This is a genomic window from Pseudacidobacterium ailaaui (assembly GCF_000688455.1).
Lineage (GTDB): Bacteria > Acidobacteriota > Terriglobia > Terriglobales > Acidobacteriaceae > Pseudacidobacterium > Pseudacidobacterium ailaaui.
Genome location: NZ_JIAL01000001.1, coordinates 1,782,417 through 1,804,577, shown reverse-complemented (window position 1 = coordinate 1,804,577; position 22,161 = coordinate 1,782,417). Strand labels below are relative to the sequence as shown.

Annotated in this window: 18 protein-coding genes; 11 read left to right on the top strand and 7 right to left on the bottom strand. The window is 58.4% G+C overall.

Annotated elements, in window-relative coordinates:
* Positions 1-156: 156 nt before the first annotated feature.
* The 8 genes from N655_RS0107960 to acnA all read left to right on the top strand — a co-directional run bounded on the left by N655_RS0107960 (position 157) and on the right by acnA (position 11,365).
* A complete protein-coding gene (locus tag N655_RS0107960; protein WP_026442554.1) occupies positions 157-1,743 on the top strand; it encodes an alpha-L-fucosidase in 1,587 nt (528 codons plus the stop codon).
* A gap of 67 nt (positions 1,744-1,810) precedes the next feature.
* Positions 1,811-2,896, top strand: coding sequence for a Gfo/Idh/MocA family protein (locus N655_RS0107955; protein WP_044934211.1), 1,086 nt, complete (start codon positions 1,811-1,813; stop codon positions 2,894-2,896).
* Positions 2,897-2,899: 3 nt separating this feature from the next.
* Positions 2,900-4,135 carry an ABC transporter substrate-binding protein gene (locus N655_RS0107950; RefSeq protein WP_026442552.1) on the top strand — a complete coding sequence of 412 codons (1,236 nt, stop codon included), beginning with the start codon at positions 2,900-2,902 and terminating at the stop codon, positions 4,133-4,135.
* Complete coding sequence (locus N655_RS0107945) at positions 4,132-4,890, top strand: SDR family NAD(P)-dependent oxidoreductase (RefSeq protein ID WP_026442551.1); 759 nt, start codon at positions 4,132-4,134, stop codon at positions 4,888-4,890. The genes N655_RS0107950 and N655_RS0107945 overlap by 4 nt, the downstream gene beginning before the upstream one ends.
* Positions 4,891-4,910: 20 nt before the next feature.
* Positions 4,911-6,206 (top strand): enolase C-terminal domain-like protein, encoded by a 1,296-nt coding sequence (locus tag N655_RS0107940; RefSeq protein WP_026442550.1) that lies wholly within the window; start codon positions 4,911-4,913, stop codon positions 6,204-6,206.
* 3 nt (positions 6,207-6,209) lie between these two features.
* Complete coding sequence (locus tag N655_RS0107935) at positions 6,210-7,058, top strand: fumarylacetoacetate hydrolase family protein (protein WP_026442549.1); 849 nt, start codon at positions 6,210-6,212, stop codon at positions 7,056-7,058.
* A 9-nt stretch (positions 7,059-7,067) separates the two neighbouring features.
* A complete protein-coding gene (gene fucP / locus N655_RS17970; protein ID WP_049961334.1) occupies positions 7,068-8,330 on the top strand; it encodes an L-fucose:H+ symporter permease in 1,263 nt (420 codons plus the stop codon).
* 239 nt (positions 8,331-8,569) lie between these two features.
* Positions 8,570-11,365 carry an aconitate hydratase AcnA gene (acnA, locus tag N655_RS0107925; RefSeq protein ID WP_026442548.1) on the top strand — a complete coding sequence of 932 codons (2,796 nt, stop codon included), beginning with the start codon at positions 8,570-8,572 and terminating at the stop codon, positions 11,363-11,365.
* An 87-nt stretch (positions 11,366-11,452) separates the two neighbouring features.
* Here the strand turns inward: acnA and N655_RS20875 are convergent, their stop codons facing one another.
* From N655_RS20875 to N655_RS0107895, 5 genes are all read right to left on the bottom strand, one after another.
* The gene (locus N655_RS20875; RefSeq protein ID WP_238324589.1) at positions 11,453-11,779 is read right to left on the bottom strand and encodes a hypothetical protein; all 327 of its coding nucleotides are present in this window, start codon (positions 11,777-11,779) and stop codon (positions 11,453-11,455) included.
* Positions 11,772-12,788, bottom strand: a complete 1,017-nt coding sequence (gene add / locus N655_RS0107915) for an adenosine deaminase (RefSeq protein ID WP_049961333.1) — start codon at positions 12,786-12,788, stop codon at positions 11,772-11,774. Before add ends, N655_RS20875 begins: the two co-directional genes overlap by 8 nt.
* Entirely contained in the window at positions 12,785-14,302 is a 1,518-nt protein-coding gene (locus N655_RS0107910) for an amino acid permease (protein ID WP_285222259.1), read from the bottom strand. The genes add and N655_RS0107910 overlap by 4 nt, the downstream gene beginning before the upstream one ends.
* A 133-nt stretch (positions 14,303-14,435) precedes the next feature.
* Entirely contained in the window at positions 14,436-14,591 is a 156-nt protein-coding gene (locus N655_RS20750; protein ID WP_202900328.1) for a hypothetical protein, read from the bottom strand.
* A 77-nt stretch (positions 14,592-14,668) separates the two neighbouring features.
* On the bottom strand, positions 14,669-17,251 hold the full coding sequence (locus tag N655_RS0107895) for an ATP-dependent helicase (protein ID WP_026442543.1): 2,583 nt from the start codon (positions 17,249-17,251) through the stop codon (positions 14,669-14,671).
* 73 nt (positions 17,252-17,324) lie between these two features.
* On the opposite strand from N655_RS0107895, the gene N655_RS0107890 reads away from it, so the two are divergent.
* Positions 17,325-17,978 carry a TIGR00730 family Rossman fold protein gene (locus tag N655_RS0107890; RefSeq protein WP_049961332.1) on the top strand — a complete coding sequence of 218 codons (654 nt, stop codon included), beginning with the start codon at positions 17,325-17,327 and terminating at the stop codon, positions 17,976-17,978.
* A gap of 90 nt (positions 17,979-18,068) precedes the next feature.
* Here N655_RS0107890 and tatA read toward each other — a convergent pair whose 3' ends face one another.
* Complete coding sequence (tatA, locus tag N655_RS17965; protein WP_044934203.1) at positions 18,069-18,281, bottom strand: twin-arginine translocase TatA/TatE family subunit; 213 nt, start codon at positions 18,279-18,281, stop codon at positions 18,069-18,071.
* A gap of 158 nt (positions 18,282-18,439) precedes the next feature.
* Between tatA and N655_RS19795 the strand changes: the two genes are divergently transcribed.
* Positions 18,440-18,637 carry a hypothetical protein gene (locus N655_RS19795; RefSeq protein ID WP_026442541.1) on the top strand — a complete coding sequence of 66 codons (198 nt, stop codon included), beginning with the start codon at positions 18,440-18,442 and terminating at the stop codon, positions 18,635-18,637.
* 86 nt (positions 18,638-18,723) lie between these two features.
* Entirely contained in the window at positions 18,724-20,058 is a 1,335-nt protein-coding gene (locus N655_RS17960; RefSeq protein ID WP_026442540.1) for an SAM-dependent methyltransferase, read from the top strand.
* On the opposite strand, the gene N655_RS0107865 is transcribed toward N655_RS17960, so the two are convergent.
* Positions 19,982-22,114, bottom strand: a complete 2,133-nt coding sequence (locus N655_RS0107865) for an FUSC family protein (protein ID WP_026442539.1) — start codon at positions 22,112-22,114, stop codon at positions 19,982-19,984. The two genes, N655_RS17960 and N655_RS0107865, sit on opposite strands and share 77 nt — an antisense overlap.
* Positions 22,115-22,161 lie beyond the last annotated feature (47 nt).

Below are 22,161 nucleotides of genomic sequence, written 5' to 3'. Positions count from 1 at the left end.
AAAAGCAGGATTTTTATTAGCAGAAATTGTAAACCCTCGGGCATCGCGTGGAGGCCGGGGGCAAAAAAGCATTTTCTCTTTCAGGAATTGTTCATCAAAAGCTGTTTTAGCGTATAAAAAGAGGGCAATTGTTTTTCGTCTTCCTGGAGAGACCAAATGAAAGCTTCCCGCCCCGCAAAAGGGCTGCCCCTGGTCTGGATGGCTGCGTTTCTCACGCTTACGGCCCCGGCATTCGCGCAACAACCTGACCGCGACGATCTGATCTGGCAGAAGTCTGTCAGCCAATTCAACCAGACACGGCAATCGTTTTTGGCCACCGTGGATAAAACCGCAAAGGAAGGTCCGTTCCAGCCCGACTGGGACTCGCTGAAGGGATACAAAATCCCGGCCTGGTATCAGGATGCGAAATTCGGAATCTTCATTCACTGGGGAGTCTACTCTGTGCCGGCCTTCGGAAATGAATGGTATCCGCGCAATATGTACCGCCAGGGTACGCCGGAGTTCAAGCACCAGGTAGAAACCTACGGCCCGCAGACCAAGTTTGGATACAAAGACTTCATCCCCATGTTCCACGCGGAGCGTTTTGATCCCAAGGCCTGGGCCGCCCTCTTTAAGGAATCCGGCGCAAAGTATGTAATTCCCGTGGCCGAACACCATGACGGTTTCCAGATGTACCAGTCAGAGCTGAGTGACTGGAATGCGGCAAAGATGGGACCGCACCGCGACATCATCGGCGAGCTGCGGTCGGCCATCCTGGCTGAAGGACTGCACTTCGGCGCCTCCTCACACCGCGCCGAACACTACTGGTTCATGAACGGAGGACGCGAATTCCCCTCTGACGTGCAGGACCCGAAATATGCCTCGTTTTATGGCCCCGCGCACGTTGGCATTGACCCGGAAAAGAATGGCACCGGCCACCCGGACAACGCCTACCTCGATGACTGGCTTGCACGCAGCGCCGAGATTGTGGAGCGCTATCATCCCGAGCTTGTCTACTTTGACTGGTGGGTCGAGCAGGACACCTTCCAGCCCTACCTGAAGCGCTTTGCCGCTTTCTATTACAACCAGGCGGCCCAAAAGGGCCAGCAGGTAGTGCTCTTCCGTAAAAATGATGCTTTCCCGGACGGCACCACCGTCCTTGATATTGAGCGCGGACAACTGGACCATGTCCGCCCGCAGCACTGGCAGACGGACACCTCGGTAAGTGACAAGTCCTGGGGCTACGTCAAGGGCGACACTTACAAATCGCCGGAAAGCCTTGTCTGGCAACTGGTGGACATCGTCAGCAAAAATGGCAATCTGCTGCTCAATATCGGCCCTAAGCCGGACGGGACCATTCCGGAAGAGGCGGTCGGTATTCTGCGCAGTATGGGCGCATGGCTGAAGGTAAACGGTGAGGCCATCTATGGCACGCGTCCCTGGACCATCTATGGTGAAGGCCCCACCAAAGTGGTCGCCGGCTCGTTTCACGACACCGCTACCCAGCCTTATACCCCTCAGGACATCCGATTCACCAGAAAAGGCAATACCCTGTACGCTATCGCGCTGGGATGGCCCTCTGACAGACATCTGGTGATTCATTCGTTAGGCACCGGCAGCGGATTCAAAGTGGCCTCGGTTTCGCTGCTCGGTTCTCATGCCGCCATCCGGTTTGAGCAGCAGCAGGATGGCCTGCATCTGGATTTGCCCCAAAAGGCGCCGGGCGAATACGCCTACAGCTTCCGATTGATACCAGCAAAGTAGGCTCCCTCTTGGCTTTTATTGACAAATGTAGATTTTTATTTATAGAAATTGTAAACATTGGGTCCCGATGAGCTCCGACTTTGAAACCCAGGTGCAGCAGGTCCTCAGGGACACTGCTCCACCCTTTCCGAAAAACCCTCTTCCTGTGGTGGTGATTGGGGCAGGCAGTATTGTCCACGATGCCCATCTGCCCGCCTATCAGAAAGCCGGAATTCCGGTGGCGGCCCTGGTAGATGCAAGTCAGGAGCGCGCCACACAGGTGGCCGAGAAATTCGCTGTCCCTGTGGCGGTAACTTCGATTGCAGAAGCAATCAGGAAGTCGCCCCAAGGCAGTGTTTTTGATGTTGCAGTGCCCGCAGGCGCGATTCTGGATGTGCTGCCGCATCTGCCCGACGGCTCCGCAGTGCTCATCCAGAAGCCGATGGGAAACACTCTGGTCGAGGCGGAGCAGATCCTGGCTGTATGCCGCAGGAAGGGCCTGACGGCAGCGGTCAATTTTCAGCTGCGTTTTGCTCCGGTCATGCTGGCGGCCAAACGTGCTTGTGAAGCTGGACTCCTGGGCGAAATCCATGACATGGAAGTGATGGTCCATGTTTACATGCCGTGGGACCTGTGGACCTTTCTGGCTCAAGCTCCGCGTCTGGAGATTCTCTATCACAGCATCCATTATGTGGACTTGGTGCGCTCCTGGTTTGGGAACCCGCAGCGTGTGCTGGCCCGGACGGTGCGCAATCCTCTGACGCCAGGACTTGCCGCCACCAAAAGCCTCCTGATGCTGGATTACGGCGAATGGAAGCGCGTCTACATCTCCACCAACCATGGCCACCAGTATGAGGGTTCCCAGCAAAGCTATGTGCAGTGGGAAGGTACCGAGGGCGCGCTGCGCGCAGTCATGGGCGTAAACCTGGATTATCCAAAGGGGAAGCCGGACACACTCAGCATTGCCCGCCGCGGCGGCGCGTGGCACAGTGTGTCCATCGGAGGAAACTGGTTTCCCGATGCCTTCATCGGCTCGATGGGTTCACTCCAGGCCTTTTTTTCCGGTCAGGCACAGACGCTGCCGACCAGCGTGGAAGACGCCATTGACACGATGCGTACAGTCGAAGCTGCCTATCTTTCCAGTGAACGCGATGGAGTCCCGCTCCCGAGGTAAACCATGCCCCAGACACGTCTTCGTATTGCCGTCCGTGAGTTCTCTGACTTTGAGAATGCGCTCGCCGAAGAAATCGCCCTCTACCGTGCGCAACATGCGGAGGTCGAGTTTGATCCGGTGCCCCTCGACCTGCACAAACTATACGCCGAACTCTTTGAGAAAGAAGGCCTGCGTAACGGGACATGGGACATTGGCTATATCACGACAGACTGGCTGGCCGAGGCCGCAGGCCAAGGTGCGCTCGAAGACCTGACCCCTTACATGCAGCAAAAACCCGTCCCGGACTGGCCGCAGGGCTGGGCACGGTCGATCGTGGAGCCGTTGTACTTCGGAGACAGCCTCTATTCGATTCCATGGCATGATGGACCGGAGTGCTTGATCTACCGGCGAGACCTTTTTGAGGCCCCAAAGGAGCAACAAGCATTTCGTAACCAATACGGTTACGACTTAAATCCGCCCACCACCTGGAAACAGTTCAGTGACATGGCCCGCTTCTTCACCCGGCCCGCAGAGGGCCTTTATGGCACCCTGTTCGCGGCATTTCCTGACGGGCACAATACGCTCTATGATTTTGCCCTGCAACTGTGGAGCCGGGGCGGTGAATTTGAAGACGAAAATGGCAATGCGCTGCTGAACACGCCAGAGGCTGTAGCTGCACTGGACTTCTACCGCAACACCATTCGCGATGCCTCCATGTGCTACCCCGAGGCAGAAAAATACGATTCCACACGCTCCGGCGACGTCTTTCTCTCAGGCAAAGTGGCGATGATGGTCAACTGGTTCGGCTTTGCGGCAAGATGTGACCGCCCAGGCTCTGCGTTGAATGGCAGGGTCGGCATCGCGCCCATCCCGGCAGCAGAAGGCAGGCCCGCTGCCTCGCTTTCTGTCTTCTGGACCATGGGCATCGGGACGGGATCAAAGCACAAGCAGGCCGCTTATGACTTCCTCCATTTCCTTACCCAGCCGGAACTGGACCTGGGAATCGTAAAGCATGGTACGGTCGGGGTGCGGCTTTCCACCTGGCGCAATCCTGAGTTGCAGAAGCGGGCCCCGGCCTACCGCAGGATCGAAGAAGTCTCGCTGGGCGCGCGCAGACTTCCGCGCAGCCGCAATCTCCCGGCCTTTGCTGAGGTCCTGAACGACGTGGCCACTGAGGCCCTGTCTTCACAGGTCCCTTCGGCGGAAATTCTGAAAAAGGCCCAACAGCGTATTCAAGAAAAAGGAATCAACTTTCGATGAGCGAAGCTAAAGAGGCATTCCGTCTTGACGGGAAGCACGCACTTGTCACCGGAGGCGCCAGCGGCATTGGTGAAGCCACATGCCGGGAGCTGGTCCGCGCCGGTGCGTCGGTCACGATTGCCGACATCAACCTTGCCAAAGCACAGCAGCTTGCCAGCGCGCTGCCTCATGCTCAGGCCGTACAGATGGATGTGACCCGCCGCGCTTCCATTGAGGCTGTCGCCGCGCAGCTTGCCAGGCTTGACATTCTGGTGAACAACGCCGGGATCGCGCATGTCGGCAACATTGCCCATGTAGAGGAGAACGACTTTGACCGCCTGATGGAGGTCAACGTGAAATCTGTTTATCTGGTCACGCGGGCCATGCTTCCTCTGCTGCTTGAACGCCGCGGCTCGATCGTGAACATCGGATCGGTGGCCGGGCTGGTGGGCGTGAAACAGCGCTTTGCCTACTGCACTACCAAAGGGGCCGTGGTCGCCATGACGCGCCAGCTTGCCGTGGACTATCCCAAAGAGCTGCGCGTCAACTGCATCTGTCCCGGTACGGTGTACACGCCCTTTGTGGAAGGCTATCTCGAAAAGTATCACGCCCATGAAAAGGAAACGATGATCGCCGAACTGAATGCCCGGCAGCCAATCGGCCGCATGGGCAAGCCAGAAGAGGTCGCCTCCATGGTGCGCTATCTCTGCTCTGATGAGGCCGAATTCATGACCGGGTCCCTGCTGACAATCGACGGCGGATGGACTGCCGCTTAGCATAAGGAGAAAAATTTCATTTGAGTGACCTTAAGATCATCCGCGCCCAAGTGATTGACCTGCGCTTCCCCACCTCGCGGGAACACATCGGCTCCGACGCGGTCAACGTGGATCCTGATTACTCAGCCGCCTACTGCATTTTGGAAACAGACCACGGACCCAGCGGATATGGACTTACCTTTACCCTGGGCCGCGGCACTGAGCTTTGCGTGGAAGCGCTCAAATATCTTTCCCGTTATGCCGTCGGCCGCCCTCTTTCCTCAATTACAGATGACCTGGGAGCGTTTTACCGCGAGCTGACCTCAGACAGCCAGTTCCGCTGGCTGGGCCCGGAAAAGGGCGTCATCCATCTGGCCACCGGGGCCCTCATCAACGCTGTCTGGGACCTCTACGCGCGAGTGCAAGGCAAGCCGCTATGGAGGCTGCTGGCAGAGATGGAGGCCGAAGAGATTGTTCGCACCATCGATTTCCGCTATCTCAGCGACGCCCTCACCCCTGCTGAGGCGACGCAGTTGCTCCGGGAACGCCGCCCCGGCATGGAGGAAAGACTCAAGCGCCTGCAGCAGACCGGCTATCCGGCCTACACAACATCGGTGGGATGGTTCGGTTTCAGCGATGAAAAGATCGAGCGCCTGTGCGATGAGGCGCTGGCCGAGGGCTGGACGCATTTCAAGCTCAAGGTGGGCGGCCGGCCCGAAGATGATCTGCGCCGCGCGCGTTTGGTACGCAGCAAAATTGGCCCCGACCGCCGACTGATGATGGATGCCAACCAGAAGTGGGACGTTTCTGAAGCCATTGAACGCACACGCGCGCTGGCTGAAGTCCATCCCTGGTGGATGGAAGAACCGACCAGCCCGGACGACATTCTGGGCCATGCCCGTATCCGGCGCGAGGTGCCGCAGGTGCGCATTGCCACCGGTGAGCATTGCCATAACCGGGTGATGTTTAAACAGCTCATGCAGGCCGGGGCACTGGACTTCTGCCAGATTGACAGTTGTCGGCTGGCCGGAGTCAATGAAAACCTTGCCGTGATTCTGCTGGCGGCCAAGTTCAACATTCCGGTTTGTCCCCATGCGGGCGGTGTAGGACTCTGTGAATATGTGCAGCACCTCTCAGCGTTTGACTACCTGCGTGTTTCCACGACGCTTGAGGACCGTGTGACCGAGTTTGTCGACCATCTGCACGAGCACTTTACGGACCCGGTCCGGATCCGCAACGCACACTATCAGTTGCCGGAAAAGCCCGGCTACAGCGCAGAGATTTATCCGGAGACGCTGCGCGATTATGCTTATCCCTCAGGACGTGTCTGGAGTTAAAAGATGAGACTGGTCACCTTTGCCGGGAGCGATGGAAATCCTCGCCCCGGCGCGCTACTGAACAATACGGCTGTTGATCTTTCTTCCCGTTTTCGCAGCATTCACTCACTGGTTCTGGGCGGCGAAGAGGCCATTCGCACAGCAGAAGATCTGGCGCAGTCTGCCAGCTCGCGTTTTTCTCTCGATGAGGTGCGGCTGCTGGCCCCGATTCCAGATCCTCCGCGCATCTTCTGCATCGGGCTGAACTATCGCGACCACGCGGTGGAGTCGAGGATGGAGGTCCCGAAGGTCCCCACTGTGTTCTTAAAGCTGCCGACTGCGCTGGTGGGCCATGGCGAGGCCATCCGGCTTCCTTCCATTTCTTCCCAACCGGATTACGAGGTGGAATTTGCCTGTGTCATTGGCAGGGACGGTCATCGCATTGCCAGGGAAAACTGGCTGGACTATGTCTTTGGCTACACCATTCTGAATGACGTAAGCGCCCGCGATGTGCAGCTCGCAACTTCCCAGTGGGTCCTGGGCAAAAGCTTTCCGACCTTTGCGCCCCTCGGCCCGGCAATTGTCACCAAAGACGAAATTCCTGATCCGCACGCTCTGGACATCCGGCTGTCTATTGATGGGGAGCTGCTGCAGCACTCAAATACTCAGGAACTGATCTTCAAGCTGCCCGATCTGATTGCATATCTTTCCTCGATTGTGCCCCTGCTTCCGGGAGACATCATCAGCACCGGCACTCCAGCAGGCGTGGGCCTGGGCCGCACCCCGCAGCGCTGGCTGAAGCCTGGAGAGACGGTTACGTGCGAAGTTGCAGGATTGGGACAACTGGTGAATCCTGTAGTGGCCGGAGAATAATCAGCACCAATGGCGATCACGCGCATCTCGTCTCCTCATCCACCGCAAACCGGTGGCCCATTGACTGAGCGGCGTTTCATCGCCCCTTTGGTCCTGGTCACCAGCCTGTTCTTTCTATGGGCGGTGGGCGTCAATCTGAACGATATTCTCATTCCGCACCTGAAGGGCGCCTTTCATCTCACGGACTTCCAGTCGTCGTTTGTGCAGGTGGCCTTCTTTGGCGGCTATTGCCTGGCTGCCTGGCCCGCCGGAAGGCTGATGGAGCGCATCGGCTACCAGCGCGGTATCGTGTGCGGACTGATCATCTGCGCCACGGGCGCACTCCTATTTCTCCCTGCGGCCGCTATGCGGACCTATTGGGTCTTTTTGTTGGCGCTGTTCATTATGGCGTGCGGGCAGTCTTTTCTGGAAGTCTCTGCCAACCCTTATGTGACCTTTTTGGGACCGCCACAGTCGGCGGAACGGCGCCTGAATCTGGCGCAGTCCTTTAATGCGGTGGGCGCGGTGGTGACCCCCATCTTCGGATCGGCCCTGATTCTTTCCCGAGCGCACAAGGCCACGGCCTCTGAGACGGACGTGGTCCGCCTTCCTTATCTCCTCATTGTGGCCATTTTTCTCCTAATGGCGATGGTGTTTTGGTCGGCCCGGTTACCAGAAATCCAGGAAGAGCAGGCCGAAGAGGAATCGCCCCGTTTTTCCGGCATTTTTGCCTTTCCTCATCTACTTTGGGGTGTGGCCGCACAGTTCTGCTATGTTGGGGCGCAGGTGGGCGTGGCCAGCTTCGTGATCCGCTACGTACAACACACCCAGCCGGGCACACTAGACACCTCTGCCGCCAATTACCTCAAGCTGCATCTTCTGGGCTTCATGCTGGGCCGCTTTGCGGGGTCAGCATTGATGAAGAAAATCCAGCCTGCGCACATGCTCGCGGCCTTTGCCGGAAGCTGTCTGCTTTGTGTGCTGCCCGTCATCTTTCTGCATGGCCCGCTGGCCCTGGGCGGAATCGTGCTGCTGGGCTTCTTCCACTCAATCATGTTTCCGACGATTTTTGCACTGAGCATCCGGCATCTTGGCCCGTATACCAAACGCGGGGCCTCCATGGAAGTAATGGCCATCCTGGGTGGAGCGGTCTTTCCGGCCGTCATGGGCCGCATTTCGGACATGGCCAGTATCCAGCGCGCCTTCTTCGTCCCGCTGGTGTGCTACCTGGTTGTGCTTTTCTTTGCCTTGGCCGGACATCGGATAAAAACAGCTTCCCCTGCCGAGGTTTGATTGAGGGCCTACCCAGCGCCCGAGGCGCGGCCGCCGCGCTAAAATAATCTCAGAGTCATGAACCTCGTCCCGCCACGCCTGAAGCGTTTTCGTCGCGGCCGCCCGGACCGTGGACGACGGCCAGTCCGCTGACTCACCCTGAAGATTGTATTTTTCTGCGCGCAGCAGGCCCATGCAGCGCTCGCGGCCGCTCGCGCGGATGCGGAACATTGCTCTTCGCCACAATAGAAAGGACATTTATGAGCCAGGTTGGAAACAGTTTTGGCAGCCGGTCGGAGTTGAAGTCCGGCAACCGTACCTATGAGATCTTCCGCCTCGACGCGCTCGAAAAGGCCGGTGTAAACCTTGCGCGTCTGCCCTATAGCCTGCGCATTCTGCTGGAAAACCTGCTCCGGCAGGAGGACGGCAAAAGCGTGACTGCCGAGGACATTGAGTTTCTCGCCAAGTGGGACCCGAAGGCCGAACCCTCGCGCGAAATTGCCTACATGCCTGCGCGTGTTCTGATGCAGGACTTTACGGGTGTCCCTGCGATTGTGGACCTGGCTGCAATGCGTGACGCCATGAAGCAACTGGGCGGCGACCCACAGAAGATCAATCCGCTACAGCCCGCCGAGCTGGTCATTGACCACTCCGTGCAGGTGGACGAGTTCGGAACGCCGAAATCGTACGAACTCAATACCATGCTGGAGTTCCAGCGCAACCGCGAGCGGTATGCCTTCCTCAAGTGGGGGCAGTCGGCCTTTCGCAATTTCTCAGTGGTTCCTCCGGGCATGGGCATCTGCCATCAGGTCAACCTGGAGTACCTGGCCCGTGTGGTCTTCACCACAAACGGCGAAAAGCCGCTGGCCTACCCTGACACGCTGGTCGGAACGGATTCACACACAACCATGATTAACGGTCTGGGCGTTCTTGGCTGGGGCGTCGGTGGTATTGAGGCCGAGGCGGCCATGCTCGGACAGCCGGTTTCCATGCTGGTGCCGCAGGTGGTCGGCTTCAAGCTGACCGGCAAGCTGCGTGAAGGAGCGACAGCCACCGACCTGGTGCTGACCGTGACTGAGATGCTGCGCAAACTCGGCGTAGTGGGTAAGTTCGTCGAGTTCTACGGCCCGGGCGTCAGCGAACTTCCGCTGGCGGACCGCGCCACCATCGGCAATATGGCCCCCGAATATGGCGCGACCTGCGGCATCTTCCCAGTGGACGCCGAGACCCTGCGCTACCTGCGTCTCACCGGCCGCAGCGAGGAGCAGATCCAGCTGGTCGAGGCCTACTACAAGGAACAGGGACTCTTCCACACCGCCAGCTCACCGGAAGCCGAATATTCGCAGACCATCTCGCTGGACCTGGCCACTGTAGAGCCAAGCGTGGCCGGCCCCAAGCGCCCTCAGGACCGCGTGCGTCTGAGCGAGGCAGGAGCCAACTTCAAAAAACAGCTTCCCAACCTGCTCGGCCCCAATGCGGACAAGAATGGCGTCCGCCAGGTGCTGCGCTGGGAAGGCGAGGGTGGCCATCCGGCCGAGAGCGTGGACGCTGCTGCGGGTACGCATGAGACCGGACCCATCACTACGGTGAAAGAACGCTTTGGTGTGGACGTGGACAAATATCTGGACCACGGCTCCATCGTCATCGCCGCGATCACAAGCTGCACCAATACTTCGAACCCCTCGGTCATGCTGGCGGCCGGAATTCTGGCCAAAAAGGCGGTCGAGAAGGGCCTGAGCGTGCCACCCTGGGTGAAGACCTCTCTGGCCCCGGGCTCGCGCGTAGTGACGGATTATTACGAGAAGTCCGGCCTGCTGCCGTATCTTGAAAAGCTGCGCTTCAATGTTGTGGGATATGGCTGCACCACTTGCATTGGAAACTCCGGGCCTTTGCCGACGGACGTATCCAAGGCCATCGAAGATCACGGTCTGGTGGCGGTCTCCGTACTGAGCGGAAACCGGAATTTTGAAGGCCGCATCAACTCCGATGTCCGCGCCAACTATCTGATGTCGCCTCCACTTGTGGTCGCCTATGCGCTGGCCGGACGGATTGACGTGGACCTTGAGAAAGAACCTCTGGGCAAGGGCAGGGACGGACAGCCGGTCTATCTCAAAGACATCTGGCCAACCCAGAAGGAGGTCGCCGATACCATCGCTGCCTGCGTGGATTCCGATGGCTTCCGCAAGGAATACGCCACCGTCACACAAGGCGACAGCAACTGGCAGGGACTTCAGTTTCCGGGCGGAAACGTCTACCAGTGGGAGGCGGACTCCACCTATATCCGCAAAGCCCCCTACTTTGACGGGATGCCTGCAAAACCTGTGCCCGTAGAAGACATTCATGGCGCGCGCGTACTGGCCGTTCTGGGCGACAGCGTCACTACAGACCACATCTCTCCAGCTGGTTCGATCAAACCGAACTCACCTGCCGGCAAGTACCTGACCGAACATGGGGTAAAGCCAGCAGACTTTAACTCCTACGGCTCGCGCCGTGGTAACCATGAAGTCATGGTGCGCGGCACCTTCGCCAATGTTCGCCTGCGCAACAAGCTCGCTCCGGGAACCGAAGGCGGAGTGACGCGCCTGCTGCCCGAGGGCGAACAGATGAGCATTTACGACGCCAGCGTGAAATACGCCGAACGCCGAGTGCCGCTGATCATCCTGGCCGGGAAGGAATACGGCTCCGGCTCCTCGCGTGACTGGGCCGCCAAAGGTCCCCGCCTGCTGGGTGTGCGCGCTGTGATTGCCGAAAGCTATGAACGCATTCACCGTTCCAACCTGGTCGGCATGGGCATCCTCCCGCTCCAGTTTGTAGACGGGCAGAATGCGGAAGGCCTGGGCCTCACCGGCGAAGAAGTCTATGACTTTCCTGGGTTGAAGGCGCTGCTTGACGCAAAATTTGCCCATGGACGCATCCTCAAGGTCCGGGCCACCTCACCCGATGGCAAAGTCAAAGAGTTCGAGACCCGGGTGCGCATCGATACACCGCAGGAAATTCTTTACTACGAGAATGGCGGGATTCTGCAGTACGTGCTGCGGCAGCTGGCGGCCAGGTAAAGCAAGGCCAGACACGAAAAGGGCCCCGGAGGAAACGGGGCCTTTTGTGTCTGCTATGGATTGCACAGGAACGCCAGGACAGAGTGTTTACACCCCTACGCCATATTCTGCCGCAGCCATCTGGTCCCCGGCGTGAGAATACATATCATACGGCGTGCGCCGGTTAAATTTGTACCGCTGACGCAGTTCGCGGCCAACATAGAGACCCAGGGCGACCACTCCGAGCGCTACAGAACTCCAGCCAATGGCCTTCAGGGCAACAGCAGATTCGTCCTTTTTCCTAAGACACGGTATAACAATCACTTCAGCCTTCTTTCCCGACCGAAAAAGCCTTTCCTTGAATGGCTTCATGCCGTCATGATAGCGCACTTCGCTATTATTGTGCGTATCGGCAGCGATCCATATCTCATTCAATGCTCTGTTCGATTTGATGTAACCAGCGCACTTTTTGCTCTGCCGGAAGAAAACTGGCCTCAATCGAATTGGCCGCAAGCTCACGCAGATGCTCCTCAGTAAAGCCAAACTCCTGGTGGGCCAGAAGAAACTCCCCTTCCAGATTGCTGCCAAACATCGCCGGATCATCCGAGTTCAGAGTAACCAGCAGGCCGGAATCAAAATATCGCCGCACCGGATGGTCCTGAAGGCGCGCACAGCAGCCCGTGCGCAGGTTGGAGGTCATGCAGATCTCCACCGGAATCTGGCGTTCGGCAAGCACATGCACTAGCTCTGGGTCTTCGATGGCGGTCAACGCATGGCCCAGCCGCTCTGCCCCGAGATTCAGCGCTCCCCAGATGCTTTCCGGCCCTACGGCTTCCCCGGCATGGACGGTCAGATGCAGTCCGGCATCGCGCGCTTCACTGTAAAGACCACGAAAAAGCTCGGCGGGGCCGCGGCGTTCATCTCCGCCAATACCAATCCCCACAATACTGGGGTATTCCCGCCTCATCTCGGCGGCCTTACGGAAGACGCGCGCGGCAGGCTCGACGCCGAAATGACGCACGGCATCAAAGATCCAGAACAGGCTCAGGCCAAAGTCCCTTTCAGCCAGCAGACGGGCGCGTTCCATGCCCGCAAACAGCGGCTCAAACTCTGAACGCCCCCAGAAGTAGATGACCCCCACGGCAACATAGACCTCGGCATGGACGATGCCCTGCGCTGCAAGCTGCTCAGCCATTCTGAAGGTGATCAACTCGTAGTCTTCCGGGGTACGCAGACGATCTGAGACGGCCTTGAAGGCCATCAAAAAGCCTGTAAAGTCCGTGTACTGATACAGCGCCTCGGCCTGCGCCAGCGTCAGCGGTTCAGGATCATGTCTGCGGCTCAGTTCCACCAGCGTCTCCGGTGCGATGGTCCCTTCCAGATGCAGATGCAGCTCGGCCTTGGGCAGACGGCGCAGAAAGGAAGCTGTGGCAGACGGCGTCACTTCCCAGGGCCTTCCGGACAGAACTCGCTGCGCTTGCGGCTGTAACTGAAATAGATCACCAGGCCAATCGCCAGCCAGATAAAGAAACGCAGCCAAGTCATGATCGGCAATCCAGCCATCAGCAGCACACAAAAGAGAATGCTGAGCACCGGGAAGACCGGACCACCGGGACAGCGGAAGCTGCGGTGCCGATGCGGGTCCTTATAGCGCAGAATCAGCACACCGGCCGAGACCAGTACAAATGCGAAAAGCGTACCGATGTTTGACAGGTCAGAGAAGGTGCCGATGTCCAGCAATCCGGCCGGCAGCCCGACGACGATCCCGGCCACCCACGTGGAGACCGCCGGCGTCCGGTAACGCGGATGTACCTTCGAAAAGACCGCGGGCAGCAGGCGATCACGGGACATGGCAAACCAGACGCGCGCCTGCCCGATCTGGAAGACCAGAATGGACGAGATCATGCCCAGCAATGCACCGATAAGGATCACCAGGCGCCCCCAGTGCAGGGTCGCGCTATGGTTCATTGCAGAGAGCTTGCGTAGCGTGTTCACCACCGGAGCAGCATCGCCGACCAGCGTGTTCCATTTGACCAGCCCGGTCAGAACGACCGCCACCCCAATATAAAGCAGCGTGCAGATCAACAGCGTCGCCAGGATGCCGATCGGCACATCGCGCTGCGGGTTCCTGCATTCCTCGGCCGCCGTCGAAACAGAATCAAAGCCAATGTAGGTGAAAAAGATGATGGAGCCGCCGGTCAGAAGTCCGGACCAACCATTGGGAGAAAATGGATGCCAGTTCGACGGGTGTACAAAGTGTGCGCCGAAGGCAATGAAGATCAGGATGGCCGCAATCTTCAGCAGCACCATCACGTTGTTCGTCTCCGCCGACTCGCGGATGCCCCGCACCAGCACCACGGTCAGGAGCATGACGATGAGAAATGCCGGCCAGTTAAAACCGAAGTGCCATCCGGGCGCATAGAGGGTGTTCCCGTGGAAGTCCTGGAGTCCGCTGGGAAGATAGGCCGGCGAGATCCATCGCGCCGATGGATGAATGCCGAGCCAGTCCATCAAGTCCACAATGTGCGCGGCAAAGCCGACGCACACTGCCATGTTGGAGAAGGCGTACTCCAGAATCAGGTCCCAGCCGATGATCCAGGCAACCAGTTCGCCCAGCGTGGCGTACGTGTAGGTATAGGCTGATCCGGCAATCGGGATCATCGAAGCAAGCTCAGCATAGCAAAGGCCGGTAAAGGCACAGACAATCGCCACCAGGACCAGGGAAAGGGCCAGCGCCGGTCCGGCGCCGGGACGCCCCACCAGGGCGGTATGATGCACCAGATAGTCCAGCACCGGCGTGTTCAGGATGGAAGAAGCATCAAACTGCTCGCCGGCAATGGCTGTGCCGATGACGGTGAAGATGCCCGAGCCGATGACTGCGCCAATGCCCAGCGCCGTAAGAGACCACGGCCCCAGCGTTTTCTTCAGGCTGTGCTCGGGCGCTTCCGAATCGCTGATGAGCTTGTCGATGGATTTCCGGGCGAAAACTTGGTGCGACAGGGTCGGCTCCTGCGGACATTTCTCTGAGGGGAGTGTACCTGCTCCGGGCCTGTCCCGCGAAAAAAATTCCGCAGGACAGGCACAGTACGGACTATCTCTTGCTCTGGCCGCGCGCCAGTTTCCTTACCTTCTTCTTGTTCGAGCCACGCGGTGTGGTGCGTTTTGCCTTGGGGGCTGCCTTCTTGCGCGCCGCACGCTTCAGCTTTTTACGTTCCTCTTTGTTCTCAACCTTCTTTGTATTTGCCATTCTTCTCCTTAAAACAAGGTCCTGTTCCACACCACCTCAGCGTGTTTCCGCTCTGAGCGGAGTAGAAAGACCTGCATCTATAGCCGTTCCAGCTGGGCGAATTTTTCCACCAGCTTTTTCACACCGAACCTTGTAAATTGTACCGTGACTTTGGCGTCTTCCCCATCCCCCTCGCGCCGGAAGACGACGCCTTCGCCATACTTGGGGTGACGTACGCGTTGCCCGCTCTTCAGCCCGGAAGTGCTCTTTGGCCCCGCAGCTTCCACCACGGGCCGCGGGACGGCGGACTTTCCGCGCGCCCCGAAAAACTGCGCAATGTTATCGAAGGAGTCTTCACCGCGGCCCCGCTGCGCCGGACGCTGGTCTTCGTCCTCGTAGTTGTAATGACGGCTGCCCTCGAAATCGTCGCTGGAAGTGCGGCGGCGCATCCATGAAGGCTGCTGCGTATAGGAAGCCGCGTATCCGCCCCAGCTTGCTGCCGGACGCTGCCCTCCACTCAGGTCTTCGAGCAGATGTGGGGGCACTTCTTCCAGAAATCGCGATGGCATCGAAGCTTCCGGCATGTCATTCCCATAGCGCCTGCGATATCGCGCCCTCGTCAGAACCAGTGCATCCATTGCCCGCGTCATGCCAACGTAGGCAAGGCGGCGCTCCTCTTCCATCTGCTCCGGATCATTCAGCGTTCGTGAGTGCGGAAATAGGCCCTCTTCCATCCCGGCCAGCAACACCAGAGGAAACTCCAGGCCTTTGGCCGAGTGCAGCGTCATCAGCGTGACACGCGCATTGGCATCATACTGATCGGCGTCGCTTACAAGTGCCGCGTGGTCCAGAAATTCATCCAGGGTCTCGCCGCGCTCCTGTGCATCCTGGGCCGCATTGGCCAGCTCCTTCAGGTTTTCAATCCGTGAGAACGCCTCGGGAGTCCCTTCTTCCTCCAGCGCGCGGATATATCCGCTGCGGTCAATGATGAAGCGGATCAGCTCTGGCAGAGTGGCCGCGTCTCCTGGCTGGCGAAACTCAGGGACTTTCCTGTCCTCAACCATCTCCTCAATCTCACCCTTCAACCCTGAACTTTCTTCAAAAGGGTTGAAGGAGACATCGTCGGAAAATGCAAAGCCATGCTGGTCTTCGGTGCCAAAATCAAAGCTCGTGTCTTCGTCGGATGCAGGCGCGGCCTCTTCTGCGATGTCCGCTGTCAGCTTCTCGGCAAATTGTCCTGCCAGCATGGCCCGCGCGTCTTCAATCAGCTTGCGGAAGCTGTCCAGAGCAATGCAGGCCCGTGTGGGGACAAGTCTTTCTGCGAGCGCGCGCTCCATTGCCGTCCAGGTGCTGGTCCCGGTTTCCAGAGCAATGCGTTCCAGGGTCTCCAGGGTCGCCTTGCCAATGCCGCGTGCCGGAACATTGATGACGCGCTGCAAGGCAATGGAATCATGCGGGTTCTGTACCAGCTTCAGATAACTCAGCAGGTCTTTGATTTCTGCGCGCTCATAGAAGGAAAAGCCCCCGACCATGGTGTAGCTGATCCCATACCGCCGCAGCGCTTCTTCAATCAGGCGGGACTGCGAGTTTGTGCGATAGAGCACGGCAATGCGAACATCCTCCTGCTCCTGCCCGGCCTTGCGCAGATATTTCTGGATGTAATCGGCAATAAACAGCGCTTCGTTTTCACCGTCCGGGGCCTCGTAGTAGCCAATCTTGGTGCCGCCCTCGCGCGCCGTCCACAGGCGTTTGCCCTTGCGCTGCGAATTGCGCGCCACGACCGCCCCGGCAGCTTCCAGAATGACCTGCGTCGAGCGATAGTTCTGCTCCAGGCGAATGACCTTCGCATTCGGAAAGTCTTTCTCAAACTCAAGAATGTTGCGGATGTCGGCGCCGCGCCAGGAGTAGATGCTCTGGTCTTCATCGCCCACCACACAGACATTTTTCGCCTCGCCTGCCAGCAGCTTCATCAGCTCATACTGCGGACGGTTGGTGTCCTGGTACTCATCAATCAGCAGATAGCGATAGCGCCGATTATATTTCTCTCGTACTTCGGCAGAGACCTTCAGCAGCCGCACCGCCTCCAGCAGCAGATCGTCAAAGTCCACGGCATTGTTCTTGCGCAGCTCTTTCCTGTAGGCCTCAAAGATGTGCGCCACTTTTTCGCTGACGGGGTCGGCCGACTGCAGAAAATATTCCTGCGGATCCATCATGTGGTTCTTTGCCCAGGAGATGCGCGAAAGCACCACGCGCGGCGTCAATTGCTTGTCGTCGAGGCCCATGCGCCGCATGATCTGCTTCACCAGATTTTGTTGATCGTTTTCGTCGTAGATGGCGAAGGTCTTCGTCAGTCCTTCATTGCCCACGCGCAGGGCCTCAATGTCCCGCCGCAGCATTCGTACGCAAAAGGAATGAAACGTGGCAATCAGCGGCTTGGCCAGCGTCGAGTGGCCGATGAGCTTCTCGACACGCTCGCCCATCTCGGCAGCGGCCTTGTTGGTGAAGGTCACGGCCAGGACCGCATCCGGGGCCACGCCGCGCTCCCCAATCAGATATGCGATGCGATGCGTAATGACACGTGTTTTCCCTGATCCTGCGCCGGCAAGAATCAGAACCGGGCCGTCGACGGCCTCTACCGCGGCCCTCTGCTGCGGATTCAACTTGTCCAGTAGCTGCTGCAAATGCTTTCTCGGAGTCTGTTTCGGTAGGAGTTCCCTTCTACCAGTGTATCTCCATCCGGGCCGAGGGCGGCCCATGCAGCACCGCCGCAGTCACGCTACACTCATCCTGATGCCTTCCTCCCAACCATTCCGCATCTGCGTCTTCTGCGGCTCGGCAAATGGAGCTGGGCCTGCTTATGTTCAGGCTGCGAAAGAGCTGGGCCGCAACATCGCTGCTGCTGGCATGGGCCTGGTCTATGGCGGCGCGACTGTCGGACTGATGGGTGTGCTGGCGGACGCTGCACTCGAAGGCGGCGCCGAGGTCATCGGCGTCATGCCTGACGTCCTGATGGACCGTGAAATCGCACACCAAGGCCTGACCAGACTTCATATTGTCAAAACCATGCACGAGCGCAAGGCCCTTATGTCAGACCATGCTGATGCCTTCATCGCCCTCCCCGGTGGATACGGCACCCTCGATGAGTTCATCGAAATCGTGACCTGGGCACAGCTCAGGATCCATCAGAAGCCCTGCATTCTATTGAACATCAACGGATACTTTGACGGGTTTCTGGCCTTCCTGGACCATGGCGTCCAGCAGGGCTTCATTCGACCGGAGAACCGGGCACTCATCCACATTGCCCGAAACGTTGACGACGCTCTGGAGATGGCGCAGGCCACACCCAAAGAAGCACCTTCGCGCAGAGTCATGCGGGAAACCATGGATTCCGGGGTGCAAAGAAAGTAGACAGGAAGCTGGCGAATCGATGCGAGGGAGACTGCGGCCCTTCCGTCCCCCTGCGTACTTACAGGTCGATGTCTGGGTATAGGTCTGGGTCTATTTGGTCTGCGCGGTGGTTGCTTCAGACTTGGCAGCGTTTTCCTGTTTTTCGCTCTCAGAGCCACCACTCCCTTTAATGCCTTCCTTGAAGCCGCGGAAGGCCTCGCCCAGTCCCTTGCCCAGTCCAGGCAATTTGGAAGGACCAAAGATCAGCAAAGCAATGGCAAGAATCAGCAGCAGGTGCTCGGGTTTAAGCAGATTGTCCAGCATGATGGAATCCTCTCCTGCGCCTGGCGCAGGAACTTCCTCCGTACTTAGTTATTGTCGCACAGCCCCGGGGCGCCCGGAAAAAACTCCTTTCCAGCTTACCGCAAGGGGCTGGACTCTGTCCGCTTTTGGATCATCTCTAACGGAAAAGGAATATATTGATGGACTCGAAAGAGCGTCTGCGCAAGCTGGACGAAATTCCTCTGGACAGGAGGAAAGAAATTCTCAACAAGTCAATGGAGATTTATCTCAGCCATCCGTATCAGACCAGGGCACAGAAGGTGCGCGAGTACCTGAAGAGCGTGGGCTATCCTCTTCCGGAGGACGAGGAGAACCCCATTCAGAATCCAGCCCAGTAGAAAATCCGAAGCAGAATCCCAGCGCTGCTGCCTCTGGAGCAAAAGACCTTACAACCTATCTCTACGAACGGATTGCGGCAGGAGAGATGCCGAAAAACAACCTGATGCTGCGTGCTCAGGTGATGAAGTTTGATGGCGGTTCGGTTTCTGATTCGCGCATGAAGGAGGCGCAAGAGGCGCTTGAATCTGCCATCGTTCGCCATGCTCGGGAAATCGCTGCATCCGGGAATGACGATAGAGAGGTATTTGATAAGCTAGTCAAGCTTTATGAGAGCCAGCCAAGCCTGAATGTTCGCACCTCTACCAGCATTCAGAACCAGGCTTATTCCACCCCCGCGCCCTTGGCTTTTCTTGCCGACCGTCTGGCAGGCATCGATAAGAGCACAACCGTGTATGAGCCGACCGCCGGAAATGGGATGCTGCTCATTACTGCTTCGCCGAACAATGTATTTGCCAATGAACTAAACCCACAGCGAGCAGCTAGTCTTAAATCCCAAGGGTTTCACGTTACCGAGGTGGACGCTCAGAATCCGCAGATTGCTCCAAAAAGCGTGGATGCTGTTGTGGCGAATCCGCCTTTCGGTTCACTCAAGGAAAAGGCCATCGTAGACGGCTATAAGCTGGGGAAGATTGACCATCTAATTGCAGCGCGTTCCCTTGAGGCCATGAAGGACGACGGCAAAGCTGTGCTCATTCTAGGCGCGGACAAGGCTGCCGGTGGAGTGAGCAACGCGGATCGCGTATTTTTCAACTGGCTTTATTCCCACTACAATGTGACCAGCCATTTTGAAGTAGACGGAAGCCTTTATAGCAGGCAGGGTGCTCGCTGGCCGGTACGCATCATCTCAATTCATGGGCGTGTTGCTTCCGACAAAGTTTCCCCAGTGCCTGGAACTATCCAGCGTGCGGGAACATGGGAGGATGTTTATGAGCAATATGGTAAGGGTCTGGCGGCCCAGCAGCAGGAAAATCCCAACCTTGGGGATGTCCATCCCGTACCGCGGAGCGAAAACAACGCTCAGCCGTCAGGAGTTTCAGGACCTGCTCATGAGCCGTCTGGCGTTTCTCATCCAGAAGAACCCGCAGCAAGCCAAGTATCGGCTAACAGTGAATCCGGAAACAGACCCGAACCTGTACGAGATCGGCCTGTACCACAGTCCGGAGGATTGGCCAATCCAGATCGTAATGTGCGACCAGGTACACGCGAAGCTGAACCAGATCAACTGGCCAAACAAGGGGAAGGTAGAGGATATTCCCGAGGAGGAAGTGCCTCTACTGGACGAGCTGCTGGGGACAATAGCTTAACTCCAGCGGAAAACGAATATCAGGTTCCTTACACTCCAGCTACTCAAGAGCAAAGAGCGGGGCCTGCAGCATCTCGCCGCGGATGCGCTCCAGCAGCTCGGTCATCTCGCGCGTGATCGAGGCAATACTGCCGGCCTGGGGCGAAGTCCCGTGGTACTTGAGAGACTTTGGCAGCACAGGCATTTGGATGCCTGCCGCGAAAGGCCCGGCCACCTCCTCACGCTGCATTTCGAGATGGGCCGCCATCTCCGTCAGGATTCCCGCGCAGGACTGATGGAACTCCTCAAGGCCGTTCCGTATCTCCTCCGGAAGCTGGTCCAGTTGACCGAAGATGCGGTATTGCAGCAGGGCAAGGTCCAGCAGGTAAAAGGTGCGCAGCATGGACTGCCATCGGCGAATGCGGTCGCGTGCGGCCATGTGTATGGCCCGGCGCGGGCCAATCTCAAACGGTACGGCATCGGCCTGGGCGTGGACAGCGGTAAAATTCGCAACAATCTGGTCTCGCATCCGGCGGGCACGAGCAATGGACGCCGCATGGGTGGGCGCAACCTTCAGCGTAGTCAGATCGGCCATCAGGCGCAGATTTCCCGTGAAGCTTGCAACCATCTGGGCCACCGCAGTGCGCGGCTGGAGGCGTTCAAAGACCAGCCACATCATCCCAATACCCAACAGCACGCCAATTGCGCGGTCCCGTCCAATCGTGAGCGAGGTCTGCACGGTAAAGTCATTGACGTGAATCAGGTAAAAGGCAAGCGCAATCTGGAGTCCGCAATAGGAAAGCCGCGGACTGGCTGTAGCAATCCAGGCAGCGACGGCGGAAACAGCAGCAAAGAGCACGGCGAACCCGGCAATCGAGTCAAGCCAAGGAAGGACAAAGACCTGCGCGCCCAGCCCGAATACAAATCCACCGATGACCGCCCCCGCCAGACGCAGCATCTGCTTTTGCCTCGACGCCCCGATGTTGGAGAGCGCCGTCAGCACACAGGTGGTCACCGATGTAGAAAGACCGGGCCATCCCAGGCCCATGTAGAAGACATAGCAGAGCATTCCCGCCAAACAGCCGCTTAGAGCAAACTTCACATGTTCGGGATTGGAAAAGGCATCGCGGACAAAGACCCTCGTTTTCTCGGCAGGAACATGGGCAAATGCGCGAAATTCTTCAAGAGAAATGGAGCCTTCAAAGACACGCGGAATCAGCGCAATCATCTGCTCCAGTTCCTTGAGCAGCACAATACGCGCCCCCTCGGCCCGGACCTCCGGGACCGCGGGCACGCAGCCGCTGCGGAGGCACTGCCGGACGGCAGCAAGCTGCTGCGCCATCTTCTCCGCCAGCGGCCTGTCTTCCGGCGGGACCATAGGATGGGCATGCAGCATGGCCGCCGCAAAGTCCATTGACCGCCCCACGATGGAGACCAGGGCAGTCATGCGCGCCAGCTCATGCGGCGTCTGGTTGGAGTGCGCCAGCAGACGGCGCAAAGAACCCACCCCCACCATGGCATATTGTGTTAGGCTGCGGACTGTCTGCGGGGCGGCAGGACGGCCCTGCGCATAGCTGTGCAACAGATCTTCGAGCGCCTGGAGGCGCGACTGTAATCCGGTCTGAAGCTGGTCTTCCTTGCGGAAGGCATGGAAGACCGCCTCCACCAGGAAGGTGACCATCGCGCCCAGAGTGGGCGCGGCCACCTGCCAGAGCGACCGCTCCACATTCAGCTCAGCCGGGCCAGGCAGATACCAGATGGCGATGGCTGAGGTCGCCATCAGTCCTACGCCGCTGGCCACGCTGTAGTCTCCGAGCGTGCGAATCAGAAAAAAGATCAGAAAGATGCTCGCCGCCTCCCACAGGAAATGCGTCAGCGGCATGGAGGCAAACATCGCCGCACCCAGCGGTACAAAGGCGCCTCCCACTCCGAAGGCCAGCACAACTTTGAAAGCTGAACGGGCCGTGGACACCAGGTTCTCCCGTGAGATCAGAAAGGCATACAGCGGTCCAGTGGCCCCGCCTGGAATACGGAAGGTCATCACCAGGACCATGGTCAGGGTGGCGGCAATCACCATGCGGGCCACCATCAAACCTCGCCCCGGATAGGGCGCCAGTTCCTGCCTCAGAAAGTCCGCAAACCATGCGGCAAAGCTCCGAGTGTCCGTACGTGGGGCTGCAACCGCAGTGGCCATCTTCTTTATTTACCCTGTATCTCCACCACTTTTATTGACCCTGTATC

What these genes read in the sequence shown, in the direction of transcription:
- tatA (WP_044934203.1), bottom strand. Translation starts at nt 18,281, where the DNA reads ATGCTGGACAATCTGCTTAAACCCGAGCACCTGCTGCTGATTCTTGCC.
- N655_RS0107865 (WP_026442539.1), bottom strand. Translation starts at nt 22,114, where the DNA reads ATGGCCACTGCGGTTGCAGCCCCACGTACGGACACTCGGAGCTTTGCC.
- N655_RS0107935 (WP_026442549.1), top strand. Translation starts at nt 6,210, where the DNA reads ATGAGACTGGTCACCTTTGCCGGGAGCGATGGAAATCCTCGCCCCGGC.
- N655_RS20750 (WP_202900328.1), bottom strand. Translation starts at nt 14,591, where the DNA reads ATGGCAAATACAAAGAAGGTTGAGAACAAAGAGGAACGTAAAAAGCTG.
- N655_RS0107950 (WP_026442552.1), top strand. Translation starts at nt 2,900, where the DNA reads ATGCCCCAGACACGTCTTCGTATTGCCGTCCGTGAGTTCTCTGACTTT.
- N655_RS0107945 (WP_026442551.1), top strand. Translation starts at nt 4,132, where the DNA reads ATGAGCGAAGCTAAAGAGGCATTCCGTCTTGACGGGAAGCACGCACTT.
- N655_RS19795 (WP_026442541.1), top strand. Translation starts at nt 18,440, where the DNA reads ATGGACTCGAAAGAGCGTCTGCGCAAGCTGGACGAAATTCCTCTGGAC.
- N655_RS17960 (WP_026442540.1), top strand. Translation starts at nt 18,724, where the DNA reads ATGCCGAAAAACAACCTGATGCTGCGTGCTCAGGTGATGAAGTTTGAT.
- N655_RS0107955 (WP_044934211.1), top strand. Translation starts at nt 1,811, where the DNA reads ATGAGCTCCGACTTTGAAACCCAGGTGCAGCAGGTCCTCAGGGACACT.
- N655_RS0107890 (WP_049961332.1), top strand. Translation starts at nt 17,325, where the DNA reads ATGCAGCACCGCCGCAGTCACGCTACACTCATCCTGATGCCTTCCTCC.
- fucP (WP_049961334.1), top strand. Translation starts at nt 7,068, where the DNA reads ATGGCGATCACGCGCATCTCGTCTCCTCATCCACCGCAAACCGGTGGC.
- acnA (WP_026442548.1), top strand. Translation starts at nt 8,570, where the DNA reads ATGAGCCAGGTTGGAAACAGTTTTGGCAGCCGGTCGGAGTTGAAGTCC.
- N655_RS0107960 (WP_026442554.1), top strand. Translation starts at nt 157, where the DNA reads ATGAAAGCTTCCCGCCCCGCAAAAGGGCTGCCCCTGGTCTGGATGGCT.